Annotated in this window: 13 protein-coding genes and 1 riboswitch; of the genes, 2 read left to right on the forward strand and 11 right to left on the reverse strand. The window is 71.1% G+C overall.

What is annotated here, in order from left to right; genetic code table 11:
• Window positions 1-69: 69 nt before the first annotated feature.
• From eno to ACZ4S3_RS26395, 5 genes are all read right to left on the reverse strand, one after another.
• Window positions 70-1,350 (reverse strand): phosphopyruvate hydratase, encoded by a 1,281-nt coding sequence (gene eno, locus ACZ4S3_RS26375; RefSeq protein ID WP_467938242.1) that lies wholly within the window; start codon window positions 1,348-1,350, stop codon window positions 70-72.
• Window positions 1,351-1,657: 307 nt separating this feature from the next.
• Window positions 1,658-2,302: a transglycosylase family protein gene (locus ACZ4S3_RS26380; protein WP_467938244.1), complete on the reverse strand. Its 645-nt coding sequence runs from the start codon at window positions 2,300-2,302 to the stop codon at window positions 1,658-1,660.
• A 6-nt stretch (window positions 2,303-2,308) separates the two neighbouring features.
• Window positions 2,309-2,477, reverse strand: a riboswitch (cyclic di-AMP (ydaO/yuaA leader).
• 253 nt (window positions 2,478-2,730) lie between these two features.
• Window positions 2,731-3,939 (reverse strand): transglycosylase family protein, encoded by a 1,209-nt coding sequence (locus tag ACZ4S3_RS26385; RefSeq protein WP_467938246.1) that lies wholly within the window; start codon window positions 3,937-3,939, stop codon window positions 2,731-2,733.
• Window positions 3,940-4,009: 70 nt separating this feature from the next.
• Window positions 4,010-5,323, reverse strand: coding sequence for a cytochrome P450 family protein (locus tag ACZ4S3_RS26390; protein WP_467938248.1), 1,314 nt, complete (start codon window positions 5,321-5,323; stop codon window positions 4,010-4,012).
• Window positions 5,324-5,388: 65 nt separating this feature from the next.
• Complete coding sequence (locus ACZ4S3_RS26395) at window positions 5,389-6,273, reverse strand: LysR family transcriptional regulator (RefSeq protein WP_467938250.1); 885 nt, start codon at window positions 6,271-6,273, stop codon at window positions 5,389-5,391.
• 153 nt (window positions 6,274-6,426) lie between these two features.
• Between ACZ4S3_RS26395 and ACZ4S3_RS26400 the strand changes: the two genes are divergently transcribed.
• Complete coding sequence (locus ACZ4S3_RS26400) at window positions 6,427-7,689, forward strand: MFS transporter (RefSeq protein WP_467938252.1); 1,263 nt, start codon at window positions 6,427-6,429, stop codon at window positions 7,687-7,689.
• Here the strand turns inward: ACZ4S3_RS26400 and ACZ4S3_RS26405 are convergent.
• Together ACZ4S3_RS26405 and ACZ4S3_RS26410 are read right to left on the reverse strand one after the other, a co-directional pair.
• Window positions 7,632-7,856: a DUF397 domain-containing protein gene (locus ACZ4S3_RS26405; protein ID WP_467938254.1), complete on the reverse strand. Its 225-nt coding sequence runs from the start codon at window positions 7,854-7,856 to the stop codon at window positions 7,632-7,634. The two genes, ACZ4S3_RS26400 and ACZ4S3_RS26405, sit on opposite strands and share 58 nt — an antisense overlap.
• Window positions 7,843-8,055, reverse strand: coding sequence for a Scr1 family TA system antitoxin-like transcriptional regulator (locus ACZ4S3_RS26410; protein ID WP_467938256.1), 213 nt, complete (start codon window positions 8,053-8,055; stop codon window positions 7,843-7,845). Before ACZ4S3_RS26410 ends, ACZ4S3_RS26405 begins: the two co-directional genes overlap by 14 nt.
• 314 nt (window positions 8,056-8,369) lie before the next feature.
• Between ACZ4S3_RS26410 and ACZ4S3_RS26415 the strand changes: the two genes are divergently transcribed.
• Window positions 8,370-8,867 (forward strand): anthrone oxygenase family protein, encoded by a 498-nt coding sequence (locus ACZ4S3_RS26415; protein WP_467938258.1) that lies wholly within the window; start codon window positions 8,370-8,372, stop codon window positions 8,865-8,867.
• Here the strand turns inward: ACZ4S3_RS26415 and ACZ4S3_RS26420 are convergent.
• From ACZ4S3_RS26420 to ACZ4S3_RS26435, 4 genes are all read right to left on the reverse strand, one after another.
• On the reverse strand, window positions 8,864-9,877 hold the full coding sequence (locus tag ACZ4S3_RS26420) for a nucleoside triphosphate pyrophosphohydrolase (RefSeq protein ID WP_467938260.1): 1,014 nt from the start codon (window positions 9,875-9,877) through the stop codon (window positions 8,864-8,866). The two genes, ACZ4S3_RS26415 and ACZ4S3_RS26420, sit on opposite strands and share 4 nt — an antisense overlap.
• 79 nt (window positions 9,878-9,956) lie before the next feature.
• The gene (locus ACZ4S3_RS26425; protein ID WP_467938262.1) at window positions 9,957-10,595 is read right to left on the reverse strand and encodes a SurA N-terminal domain-containing protein; all 639 of its coding nucleotides are present in this window, start codon (window positions 10,593-10,595) and stop codon (window positions 9,957-9,959) included.
• Between the two features lie 175 nt (window positions 10,596-10,770).
• Window positions 10,771-12,411 carry a protein kinase domain-containing protein gene (locus tag ACZ4S3_RS26430; protein ID WP_467938264.1) on the reverse strand — a complete coding sequence of 547 codons (1,641 nt, stop codon included), beginning with the start codon at window positions 12,409-12,411 and terminating at the stop codon, window positions 10,771-10,773.
• Entirely contained in the window at window positions 12,408-13,136 is a 729-nt protein-coding gene (locus ACZ4S3_RS26435) for a hypothetical protein (RefSeq protein WP_467938266.1), read from the reverse strand. Before ACZ4S3_RS26435 ends, ACZ4S3_RS26430 begins: the two co-directional genes overlap by 4 nt.
• Window positions 13,137-13,380 lie beyond the last annotated feature (244 nt).

Below are 13,380 nucleotides of genomic sequence, written 5' to 3' on the forward strand. Positions count from 1 at the left end.
TGGAGCTCTTGGCCGTTGGCCGAGCGCCCTCAGCCCTTACTGTGCTTACTGGTTCGCAGAGCGCTGCATCTACTTACCGAAGCGCGGGAAGGCGCTGCGGCCCGCGTACACCGCGGCGTCGTCGAGGATCTCCTCGATGCGCAGCAGCTGGTTGTACTTGGCGACGCGCTCGGAGCGGGCCGGGGCGCCGGTCTTGATCTGGCCGCAGTTGGTGGCGACGGCGAGGTCGGCGATGGTGACGTCCTCGGTCTCACCGGAGCGGTGCGACATCATGCACTTGAAGCCGTTGCGCTGGGCCAGCTCGACGGCGTCCAGGGTCTCGGTCAGCGAGCCGATCTGGTTGACCTTCACCAGCAGCGCGTTGGCGGAGTTCTCCTCGATGCCGCGGGCCAGGCGCTCGGGGTTGGTGACGAACAGGTCGTCGCCGACGAGCTGCACCTTGGCGCCGAGCTTCTCGGTGATGACGTGCCAGCCGGCCCAGTCGTCCTCGAACAGCGGGTCCTCGATGGAGACCAGCGGGTAGGCCGCCACCAGCTCCTCGTAGTACTCGGTCATCTCGGCGGCCGAGCGGTCCTTGCCCTCGAACTGGTACTTGCCGTCCTTGTAGAACTCGGAGGCGGCGACGTCCAGGGCGAGCGCGATGTCCTGGCCGGGGGCGTAACCGGCTTCCTTGATGGCCTCGAGGATGAGGTCGAGGGCCTCGCGGTTGGAGCCCAGGTTCGGGGCGAAGCCGCCCTCGTCGCCCAGGCCGGTGGCCAGACCCTTGGCCTTCAGGACCTTCTTGAGGGTGTGGTAGACCTCGGTGCCCCAGCGCAGCGCCTCGGAGAAGGACTCCGCGCCGATCGGGGCGATCATGAACTCCTGGATGTCCACGTTGGAGTCGGCGTGCGACCCACCGTTGAGGATGTTCATCATCGGGACGGGCAGGACGTGCGCGTTCGGGCCACCGAGGTAGCGGAACAGCGGGAGGTCGCTGGCCTCGGAGGCGGCGTGCGCGACGGCGAGGGAGACGCCGAGGATGGCGTTGGCGCCCAGCGAGCCCTTGTTGTCGGTGGCGTCCAGGTCGAACATCGCCTGGTCGATCAGCCGCTGCTCGGTCGCGTCGTAGCCGACGAGCTCCGGGCCGATCTGCTCGATGACGGCCAGGACGGCCTTCTCCACGCCCTTGCCCAGGTAGCGGTTCGGGTCACCGTCGCGGAGCTCGATGGCCTCGAAGGCGCCGGTCGAGGCGCCGGACGGCACGGCGGCACGGCCGGTGCTGCCGTCGTCGAGGCCGACCTCGACCTCGACCGTGGGATTACCTCGCGAGTCGAGAATTTCGCGGGCTACGACGACGTCGATGGACGGCACGTTGTCTCCTTCATGAGTGTCTGGAGTTCTGCAGCACGAGCCTAACGGCCCCGGGCAGGTCCGCTTGCCGTTGGCCCGCTTCGTGGGACGAAAAGAGGCCCAAAGGCCCGGTTCACGGGACGTTTGGGTGCATTGTTCGCCAGACGGTTAAAAGCACGGGAAGCCGCTGGTGGGCGCGGTGCCCCGGATTGGCGTACGGAGAAGCCCCGCCCGGCGCGCTGGGGGGAGTGGCGCGCCGTGACGGGGCTGTCCGGGGGAGGAACGGGCCCGTCGCCCGGGCCCGCGGGAGTCCCGGTCCGGGGACGGCTCAGATGCTGAGCTGCTGACCCGGGAAGATCAGGTTCGGGTTGCCGCCGATGACGGACTTGTTGTTCGCGTAGACCGACTTCCAGGTGGTGCCATGCGCCTTGGCGATCTTGGCGAGGGTGTCACCGGACTTGACGGTGTAGTTGCCCTTGCCGTGCGACGGCTTGGGGGCCGGCTGGACCTTCTCCTGCTTCGGGGCCTGCTGGGTCTGCTTCGGCGCGGGCTGGGCCTTCTTCACCTCGACCTTGGAGGAGGTGTTGAGGTCGGGCGAGGGGCCACCGGCGGTCAGGTTGCCGGCACCGGCGCAGGACCAGGCACCCGGGCCCTGGATGGCGAGGAGCTTCTCGGCCGCGGCGATCTGCTGGGCCTTGGTGGCCAGGTCGGCGCGCGCCGCGTACTGGGTGCCACCGGCGGCGGCCCAGCTGGAGTTCGAGAACTGCAGGCCGCCGTAGTAGCCGTTACCGGTGTTGATCGACCAGTTGCCGCCGGACTCGCACTGGGCGACCTTGTCCCAGGTGGCGACGGAGGCGGCGGAGGCGGAGGTGGCGCCCATCATCGGGACGGCGACAGCGGCACCGGCGACACCGGCGAGGGTGGCGATGCGGACGGCCTTGGACGGACGACGGTGCTTGCCCTTGATCAGCATGTTCGTTCGTTTCCTCACCGACGCCTGCGAGGTGAGCTGTCGGGTTCGGGCCGTGTGAGTGCCCGGCCGCGTGTGCTGTACACGCGGCTTCACCCCAAGCCGGTTGACCCGCTTTCGCGGGCGGGGCCGGCGCTTACCTTGGGTCCCCCGCTCCTGCCTTCGGCGCTTGCGCGTCAAGTGCCTCCGACCACCGGCAGGATTCGGCGTGTGATCGAAGGGCCCGCTTTGGCGAGCGGTCCCGACCGTAAGCAGTAATCCCCTTGGTGTTCAAACCCCACTATCTGAACCCAGTTGACCGTTTTTGATCACTAGAGATTCATATTTCCGCAGGTCGGCCGTGGTGCGGAATCCGGCGGACCAGCCGGACACCGCACCACGGAACGAGACGCTTGTCTCACTTTCGCCAAAAGGGGCCAAACCGGCGGTAACTACCCTGCCACGTGCCCGAGATCGAGCAGCTGACCGGGCTGGATCAGGTCCGCGTCGGACCCGATCGTCTTCTCGTTGCGGTCATAGAGCGCGGGCCAGCCGCCGGGCAGATCGTGGGCCTGGGCGATGGCTGACAGGCTGTCACCGGCGCGGACGGTGTAGTCGCCGGCGGGGGCGGACGGGTCCGTACCGGGGTCCGTACGAGGCGCGTCGCCGCCGCGGGAGGCGTGGCGGCCGGAGGGCCGGTCGCCGTCGCCCGCGTCACCCTCGCCCTTGCCGCCCTTGCCGTCCTTGCCGCCCTTGCCGTCGCCGCTCTCGTCGGCGTCGCCGCGGTGCTTGCCCTTGGCGGGGGTCTGGGTGGGCGCGGGGTCGTCGGAGCCGTCCCGGCGGCCACTGTCGTCACCCGAGGGGTCGGACGGGCCGGACGGATCCGCGGGGTCCGACGCCTCGGGGGACGAAGGGGACGGCGTCGGCGTCGCGTCATCGGACGGGCCGGCGGAGGGGTCCTCGGACGGTCCGGCGGACGGGTCATCGGACGGGTCATCGGACGGGGCGGACGGATCGGAATCCGACGGGTCCGTGGAATCCGACGGCGCGGGCCGCGGCGTGCTCGTACTGCCCGGGTTGACCTCCGGCGCACGGCCGTCCTTGGTCAGCCCGGCATTCACCGCGCAGCTCGGCCAGGCGTCCGGGCCGCGGTCGTCGAGCATGGACTCGGCGACGGCTATCTGCTGGGCGCGGCTGGCGAAGTCGGGGCGCGAGGCGTACGAGATGCCGCCGTACTGCTCCCACATGTCCTGGGTCAGCTGCAGGCCGCCGTAGAAGCCGTTGCCGGAGTCCGAGCTCCACATCCCGCCGCTCTCGCACTGCGCGACCCTGTCCCAGGTCGCGGTGTCGGCGGCGTGCGCGCCGCTCGCGCCGAGCAGCGGCAGTGCGATGCCGGCGCCGGTCACTCCCGCCGTGACAAAGATGGCCGGTGCCTGACGGGGGCGACGGTGTCGGCCGTTCCCGGAGCGCATGCGGTTGCCTTTCGAGCGGCGGTTGAGTTGTCGGCCGAGCCGGTGTGGTACGTCGAGCACGTCGAGCATGGCGTGTACGACGAAGAGGTCGGGCACGTCGAGCACGTCGCGTACGCCGGATACCTCGCGTACGTCGAACCGGTGAGCGACTCGGTGGGTCGAAAGGTAGCCGGGGTTACGGGTAGTCACAAGTCGGTGTAGCGGAGATCACGCAAAGGTCACGTGACTGACGCCTCGTCAACTCTTTGGTAATCGCTGGTCAGCCCCGCTCCGGTGTGAACTCCACCGGCAGGGACCGCAGTCCGCGCATGATGAGCCCGCCACGCCAGCGCAAATCGTCAGGTTCCGCGGCAAGCCGGATGTCCGGGAGCCGGGTCAGCAGCGTCGCGAGGGCGGCCTGCCCCTCCAGCCGGGCGAGCGGTGCGCCCAGGCAGTAGTGGATGCCGTGCCCGTAACCGAGGTGCTGGTTGTCACGGCGGGTGAGGTCGAGGACGTCCGGCTCGGCGAAGCGTTCGGGGTCGCGGTCGGCGGCGGCCAGGACCACCAGGACCGGGTCGCCCTCGGCGATCCGCTGCCCGCCCAGCGTCAGTTCCTCGGTCGCGAACCGCCAGGTCGCCAGCTCCACGGGGCCGTCGTAGCGCAGCAGTTCCTCGATGCCGGTGGCGAGCAGATCGGTGTCGCCCGCCGCCATCGACTTCTGCAGCAGTTCGCGCTGGGCGGGGTGGCGGAGCAGCTGATAGGTGCCGTTGCCGATGAGGTTGACGGTGGTCTCGAAGCCGGCGAAGAGCAGGATGAACGCCATCGCGGCGACCTCGTTCTCGGTGAGGTGCTCGCCGTGGTCCGAGGCCCGGATGAGCCCGGAGATCAGATCCTCGTCCGGCTCCGCGCTCTCCCCCAGGGACTCGCGCTTGCGGTGGATCAGCTCGGCGAGATAGCCGCGCATCTTCTTCACGGAACGGGCGACTCCGCCGCGCGGCCCTCCGCCGTGCCGGATCATCATGCCCGCCCAGTCGCGGAAATCGTCCTGGTCCTCGCGCGGTACGCCGAGCAGATCGCAGATCGCGTAAATGGGGAGGGGGAAGGCGAACTCATGGATCAGATCCGCCTCCCCGCGCTGCGCGAACCCGTCGATGAGGCGGTCGGTCAACTCCTGTACGCGCGGGGCGAAGGCGGCGACCCGGCGCGGGGTGAACGCCTTGGAGACCAGGCGGCGCAGACGGGTGTGGTCGGGCGGGTCGATATTGAGCAGATGCGTCATGAGATTGGCGCTGCGCTCGCCGGGGATGCCGACCTTGCCCTTGCCGTGTGCCGCCTCGCTGTGATGCACCGGGTTCTTGGAGAGCCGGGCGTCGGCGAGCGCCTGGCGCGCGTCCCCGTAGCGGGTCACCAGCCAGGCCTCGACGCCGCTGGGCAGCTCGGTCCGGTGCACCGGCGCATGCTCGCGCAGCCAGGCGTACGCGGGGTACGGGTCGGCGGCGAACTCCCAGGTGAACAGCTCGGGCCGGTCGGCGGGGCAGCCGGTGGCCGCGGCGGCGGTGGTGGCGGGGACGGTGGCGTCTGGCTTGTCGTGCACGTCCCGACCGTAACCCGTGCCCCGTCCGGCGCATGCCGTCCCGCAGGGCCCGCGCTCACCTGAGGTCACCCCGGATCCACGCCCAGCCCCTCCAGAAATGCCGCGGCCGCCGGCGACGGTCCGAGTCCGCTCCACACCACCCGCTCGGTACGCTCCGGTGCCGGCCGTACGCGGACAACGGCCAGCCCCGCCAGCCTCGCCAGCTCCGAGGCGACGGCCTCCGGCACCATCCCCACCCCCAGCCCCGCGCGCACCAGCTTCGCCAGAAACTCCGCGGTGGTCACCTCGAACGCCACCTCCGAGGTCAGGCCCGCCGCACGGAATGCCTCATCGCGCTGGCGCCGGGCCGCGGACCCCGCCGTGAAGTCCACGAAGGTCTCCCGCGCCAGCCGCGACAAGGTCGTCCGCTCCCGCCCGGCCAGCGGATGCTCCGGCGCCACCACCGCGACCAGCTCCCCACGCGCCAGCTCCTTCTCCCGTACGCCGGTGGTGCGCGCACTGGGCGCCAGCCCGACGAAGGCGACGTCCAGCGCCCCTTCCCGCACCTTCTCGATCAACGCATCGCTCATCTCCATCAGCAGGCTGATCCGCACCCGGGGGTAGCGCGCACGGAACGCGCCCAGCTCCTGCGCGAGATCGACGGCCGCGACGGTCGAGATCGCGCCCACCGCGAGCCGCCCGCGCACCTCCCCGGTCGCCGCCTCCACCTCCGCGCGGGCCCGCTCGGCCGCCTGCAGCGCCTGCCGGGCGACGGGCACGAAGGCCTCGCCGGCGACGGTCAGCCGGACGCTGCGGCTGGTCCGGTCGAAGAGCCGGGCACCGAGCTCCTTCTCCAGCCGGGCGATCTGGTGGCTGAGCGCGGACTGCACGACATGGCAGCGCTCGGCGGCCCGGGTGAAGCCGCCGGTCTCGGCGACGGCGACCACATAGCGCATCTGCTGAAGCTCCATGCCGGCCGATGGTACGGCTCATCCATCTCATTTCACGATGGATGCGATGAAAACTATGTGTTGGACTCATTGATGGGGTGGGGCGCAGGGTGGGTTGTGCCCGCCGCCGCAGTGGCCGCGGGCGGCGTGACAGAAGTCAGGGGAGGACCCACGATGAGATCCGAGCAGCTCGGCTCCGGAGGGCTGGGACGCGGCACGCTGCTGCTGATGTCCATAGCCGCCGGACTGTCCGTCGCCGGCAACTACTTCGCCCAGCCGCTGCTGGACCTCATCGGCCGCGATCTCCATCTGTCCGCGTCCACCGCCGCGCTGGTGGTGACCGTCGCCCAGACCGGCTACGGCCTCGGCCTGCTGCTGCTCGTCCCGCTCGGCGACCTGCTGGAACGACGCCGGCTGACGGTGACCCTGTACGCGCTGACCGCCGCCTTCCTGACCGTGACGGCGAGCGCGCCGAACGCCGCCCTGCTGCTGGCCGGCACCGCGCTGACCGGCCTGACCTCGGCGTCCGCCCAGATCGTCGCCCCCTTCGCGGCAACCCTGGCCACCCCCGCCGAACGCGGCCGCACCATCGGCACCGTCATGACCGGCATCCTGCTGGGCATCCTGCTGGCCCGTACCGCCGCCGGCCTGCTGGCCGAACTGGGCGGCTGGCGCACCGTCTACTGGGTCAACGCCGGACTGATGCTCCTGATGGCCGTGTTCCTGCGGCTCCGGCTGCCCGCGCTGCGGACCACGGCCGGACTCCGCTATCCGGCGCTGCTGCGCTCCACGCTGGCGCTCTTCGGCCAGGAGCCGGTACTGCGGTGGCGGGCGGTACTGGGCGCGCTGACCTTTGCCGGCTTCAGTGCGCTGTGGACGGCGATGGCGTTCCTGCTGTCGGGACCCGCGTACGGCTGGCAGGAGTCGACGATCGGACTGCTGGGGCTGGTCGGGGCGGCCGGTTCGCTCTCCGCGTCGGCGGCCGGGCGGCTGTCGGACCGGGGGCTGGCGCACCGGGTCACGGGCGTCATGGCCGTGGTGCTGCTGGGGTCGTGGGGATTGCTCGCCCTCGGCGGCGGGGGCGGGGGCTGGTCACTGGCGGCGCTGCTGGGCGGGGTGGTGCTCCTGGACCTGGCCGTGCAGGCGGTGCATGTGAGCAACCAGAACGTGGTGTACGGGGTGCGGCCGGAGGCGCGTAACCGGCTCAACTCGGCTTACATGACCAGTTACTTCGTAGGCGGGGCCATGGGGTCGGCGCTGACGTCGGCGGTGTGGAGCGCCGGCGGGTGGGGCGCGGTGTGCGCCCTGGGCGCGGGGCTGGCGGGGGCGGCCTTGGCGGTGTGGGTGGCCGAGCGGGTGTGGCATCGGCGTCCCACAGCTCAGCCGGGGAACTCCCCGCGCTTTACCGCCGAGACGAACGCGGACCAACTCTCGTAAAGGAAAACCAGTGCGGTGCCGGTGGGGCGCTTGCTGTCGCGTACGGGCACGCCGACGTGGCCACGGGCGACCTCAAGGCATTCGCCCTGATCGCCGCCGCTGTAGCTGGACTTGTACCACCCGGTGAGGGAGGACGAGTCGGAGACGGTGTGCTCACTGCTGACCATGTGCGTGTTCCTCTGCTGCCGCCCTGACGAGGGCCAATGACTCCTGCTGCGACAACGCGTCGCTCAGGGCGAGAGCGTAGGCCGTCTGGCTGGCGCTCACCAGAGCCGGATCATCCATCAGGTTCCCGGTCAGGAAGCCTTCGACATAGGCCACTGGGGCGGAATCCTCGAAGCTCATGAGCGTGAGCAGGCTCTGCATGTGGCCACGCGCTACGACAAACGCGGCTACGTCTACCTCGGCACCGCGACCGTCGCGGCCCTTGGCATCTGGCTCCGTACATGATCGACCGGACGCAAGTCCCAGGGCTTGCGTTCGGCGCCACAGTGGCGAATTACCCCCGCTGCCGATGGTTCAGAACAGATGGTTCTGGATGACAGAAGTACAGGATCTTGGACTTCTGACGGATACCCGGCCACCCTCGAAGCCAGCCTCGGCTCCCGGCTCATCGCCTATCGGGGCCGACCCCATGGGCAACTCATCCGCCCCAAACCAATGCACCGGAGCCGACGAACATGCGCATCAGACTCGTCCATGGATTCGCCCTGCTTTCCACCGGCCTCCTCGCCGGCGCGTTCGGCTACGGCGCAGCTAATCTCGTCCCCACCTTCAACGCCGTACCACTTGCGATGCGGCTGTCATTCCACGCCGAACTGATGAAGATGAACGGCATCACCATGCAGGCGGCGATGGGCGCGTCGATCCTGAGTTCCCTCACGCTCGCCGTCCTGACAGCGGGGCGCACCCGACTGCTCGCGGGTGCGGCAGGTCTACTGGGCCTCGCGTCCTTCCTGATAACCCGGTTCGGCAACGTGCCGATCAACGGACGGATCAAGCAGTGGGCGCTCACCTCGGCCCCGGCCGATTACGCGGAGATCCTGCGACGCTGGGAGCTGTTCAACAACATGCGTACGCTCACCGCCTTCGCAGCGTTTGTTCTACTGATCGCCCTCGCCGTCGGCAGACTGCGAGTGGCTGTCCGCCCCGTACATGATCGGGCGGACAGGTCCTAAGCGGCCCCGCCCTCAGCAGCCAAAACCGCATCCCGATAAGCACGGGCCGCCGCCCGCAGCGCGGCCTCCGGGTCGACCCCGTCCCGCTCGGCCCGCACCGCCATCCCCAGCAGCTCGTATCCGATCCCCTCCCCCACCGGCAGCGCCACGTCCAGCCCCGCCGTCCGCACCCGCGACGCCAGCTTCGCGGCCAGTGCCAGACCGGGCTGGCCCAGCGGTACGCCTTCGGTCACCGAATCCCGCTGCTTTTCCTCCGCCTTGGTGCGCTGCCAGTGCGCCTTGACGTCCTCGGGGGTCTCGGCCGCCTCCTCCCCGAAGACATGGGGGTGGCGATGGACCAGCTTCTCGACGATCGTGCCCGCCACGTCGTCGATGGAGAACGGCTCCTCCGGATCGTCCTGGGCGATCCGGGCGTGGAAGACGACCTGGAGGAGCACATCCCCCAGCTCCTCCCGCAGCTCCTCCCGGTCGCCCGCCTCGATCGCCTCGACCATTTCGTACGCCTCCTCCAGGCCGTACTTGGCGAGGTCCTGGTGCGTACGGATGCTGCTCCAGGGGCATTCGGCGCGGATCTGGTCCATGACCTGGACGAGATCGAGCAGCCGGGCGCCGGGCAGGTCGTAGGAGCCGGGCAGCAGCTCCAGGTCGGGCATGGTCTCGCGGCCGGAGCCGGCCAGCCGGGCCAGGCCGTCGGTGAGCGCGCTCTCGCCGTCGGCAGAGGTGATGACGACGGCGGTACGCGCCTGCGGGACGCAGTAGTCGACCAGCTCGCGGGCGGCGGGGGCGGCGATCTCCACCTGGATGCCGGCCTCCCGCAGATAGGGCAGCTGCGGATGGTCCGGGTCGGCACACAGCACCCGGTCGCCCGCATGCAGGATCTGCCAGGCGGGCCAGGACAGCAGTCCGGGGGCGACCCGGTGGCTGGTGGTGAGCAGGACCAGGCGTCCGGTGCCGGTGCCCGCGGGGCGGGCGTCGGCGCCGGAGTCGGCAGGAGAGGCGTCAGCGTTCACGTATCGAACGTAACGCACCGCACTGACAACGCCCGGCGCCGGTGGAGCGGGCCCGGTGGAACACGGCCCGGCCGGTCGGTCAGGTCTGCTGCTTCGCGGGCTGGGTGGTGATCCACGGGTCCTTGGTCTCGCCCAGGATGACCTGCTTGTCGTCCCACTTGCCGAAGCGGGGGTTCACGTCGATCCCCATGGACCGGGACGTCTTGGCCAGCGCCTGGGCGAGCTGCTGCTGGCCCTGCGGCTGACCGCGGTCGGCACCGAGGTGCTTGGCGAGGCCGTCCAGCAGCAGCTGGTTACGGACCATGGCATCGATGTCGTCGGGGGCGATGCCCTGCTGGAGCCACATCGCCTTCAGCCGCTCGGCGCCGCCGGCCCGCTCCTCGGCCGTCGCCCGCCACTTCTGGATGCCGTGCCGGGTGACCGTGACCCCGGCGTCCTTGGCGCTGCGCGCCAGCACCTCGTCGAAGATCATGCCGTTGAGGGTGGCCAGGCTCAGCCGCCCGGTGTTCATGATCAGCTGGGCGCCCTGCGGGGACTTCCCCTGCGCCTGACGCACATCCTTCACCTTGGCCTGCAGCTGTGCGACGGTGATCCGCTTCCCGTCCACAATGGCCGCGGCACCGGGATGCGCGGCGCTGCCACAGGCGGCCAGCAGGGGAACCGCGGCCACCAGGGCGGCGGTGGCGGATACGGAGAGCGCTGTCCTACGGCGGAACACTGGGCCTCCCGGCAGATCGTGCGACGGACTTGCGATGGAGTCTCGAAGAGTCGACCTTGAGTGATCGATGCTATGGATTCGGCGTGGCTCGGGCCACTGCTTCGGGCAACGATCTGCCGCGATGACGGTTCCGCCCCGGTCCGCCATCGTTGCCGTCACTCCGGCACCTCCTGCCTCACCCCTGCATCTGCCCCAGCCACTGCAGCGTCCGCCGTACCTCCCCCGGAAACGCATGATGCGGGCCGTGCAGCCGTTCGGCGTCGTACAGAAGGCGCGCGAGGCATTCCTGGGCCGCGCCGCGCTCGCCCTGGGCGAGGAGCAGATGGCCGATGGCGCGGCGGATCTCGAGGGGGCGGGCGGGGTCGTCGGGGTAGCGCTCGAAGTACGGGAGGAGGGCGCGGTATTCCTCCAGGGCCTGCGCCACCTCACCCAGCTGTTCCAGGCACTGGGCGGCCTCGTAGTGGAACTGGAGGGCCTGGCGGGTGGCTCCCGGGCCGGTTTCCTTGGCGAACTCCTCGGCCAGCAGGCGGAGTTCGGGGAGTGCGCGGCGGTACTGGCCGTCGTCCATGAGGGTGGCGGCGTACTGCTTGCGCAGGGTGCGCACCACCGGGGAATTCTGGCCGTGGCGGGCGGCGGCGGCCGGGAGGATGCCGCCGAGGATGTCGACGGCGCGGGTGATCCGGCCCTGGTCGAGCAGGCTTTTGACCTCGTCGACGGCGGCGGCGACGTCCGGTCCGGGGGAGGGAGAAGAAGCCGACGATGACGCTCCGGCCGGTCGGCTCGGGGTGGGCGGGGCGGTTCGGGGGGCGAGGGCGGCCAGGGAGGTGCGGGGGTCGGCGGCCGGAGGCGGGGGTGCGGCGGCCGGGGGCGGCGGTGTGACGCGTACGGGCCAGGGGGCGTGGGGGCGGCGGAAGGGGCGGGTGGGGTCCATCGGGGCGAGCGAGGCGGGCGGCTGGTGGGCGCCGTGGGGGCCGGCCTCGGAGGGCGGGAGGAGGGGCGCCAGCGTCTGGTAGACCTCCTGGGCGTCGGCGGGGCGGGCCGCCGGATCCTTGCGCAGCAGGTGGAGGACGAGGGCTTCCAGGGGTTCGGGGACGTCGGGGCGCAGCCGGCGTACCGGGACCGGGTCCTCGTACAGATGGCGGTGCAGGACGCCGAGGGCCGTGGAGCCGGCGAACGGGACCTGGCCGCTGAGCAGTTCGTGCAGCAGCACCCCGAGGGCGTAGAGGTCGGTGTGCGGGCCGACGGTGCCGCCCATGGCCTGTTCGGGCGCCATATAGGCGGGGCTGCCGATGGGGGATCCGGTGTGGGTGAGGCGGGTGGTGTCGGTGTCCAGGGCGGAGGCGATGCCGAGGTCGAGGACGACCAGGGTGCCGTCGGGGCGGACCATGACATTGCGGGGTTTGAGGTCGCGGTGGACGATCGGCACGGCGTGTACGGCTGCCAGCACGGCGCAGAGCTGGGCGGCGGCGCTGACCGCCCAGGGCCACGGGTACGGGTCGTGCTCGGCGAGGTGGTCGGAGAGGTCGGCGCCCTCGACGTACTGCATGACGAGGAAGAGGTCTTCGTCGTCGCTGCCGGCGTCGTGGACGGTGACCAGTCCGGGGTGGTCGACCTGCGCGGTGACCCGGCACTCGCGCACGAAGCGGCGGCGCATCTCCTCGCCGTCGGGGGTGCCCGCCACCCGGTCCGGGCGCAGCAGTTTGACGCCGACCCGGCGGTCCAGACGGCGGTCGTAGCCGATCCAGACCTGGCCCATGCCGCCCTGGCCGAGCAGTACGGAGAGTTCGTAGCGTCCGGCGATGACCCGGCCGTTCACCGTTGGTCCTCCTGGCGGAGGTAGTCGCTGAGCTCATCGAGCTCGGCCCGTACCTGGTTGATGCGCTGCGGCCGCGGGCGACCCTGGGGCGGTGGGGCGGGCGGGGTGTGCGGGACGGGCGGGGTGTGCGGGAGGGGTGCGCTGTAGGGGTTCTGGGTGTACGGGTGCGCCTCGTTGGCGTACGGGCGGGTCTCCTGGGCGTGCAGCAGCGGGGCCGGGGCGGGCGGCTGCGGCGGACCGTACGGATGCGGGGCGGCCCCGGTGGGCGGCGGCGCGGCCGGGCGGCCGGGCGGGGTGTGGACCGGGCCATACCCCTGCCCGTGCCCCTGCCCGTGCCCCTGCCCGTGCCCCTGCCCCTGCCCGTATTCCTGTCCGGGTCCCTGCCCGTATCCGGTTTTCGCGGCCGCGCGGATGTCGACGACCAGGTAGTACGCGATCGCGCCCGCTATCTGGAGCAGCAGGAGCGCCACCCCGATATTGGGGCGCCAGTCCGTCTCGGGGAAGGAGACGATCAGGACGCAGGCGCCGATCATCGCGATCAGGTCGGCGCCGAACAGCCACCAGCCCAGCGGCCGTCGCTGCACGATCGCGGCCCGCAGCATCGCCACCCAGGCCAGCAGGCCCAGGCTGCACACCGCGGTGGCCACGAAAATCACGCGCAGCAGGACCACCACCCCCGTCGCCGGGGGACGGTGCGGCGGGGGAGCCGGGGCGGGGCCGTGCATTGCTGCTCCTGGTGGATCATCGGTCGCCGTCGCGAGAACGGTCGCGGTCGCGGTTCCGGATACGCGTAGGGACCTGCGAGCGTATAGACGACAGCGCCGCCGCGTGAGGGGTTGCACGGAATGGGCCGGGCGATCTGCCGCCTCGTTGCCGCTCCGGAGGCCGCGGCACCGGCGCGACGCCGACGGGAGTGGTGCCGCGACGCCGCCGAGGTGGCGTCACCACGGCGCGGCAACGCCCCAGGCC

It is taken from the genome of Streptomyces sp. NPDC028368, from assembly GCF_055565615.1.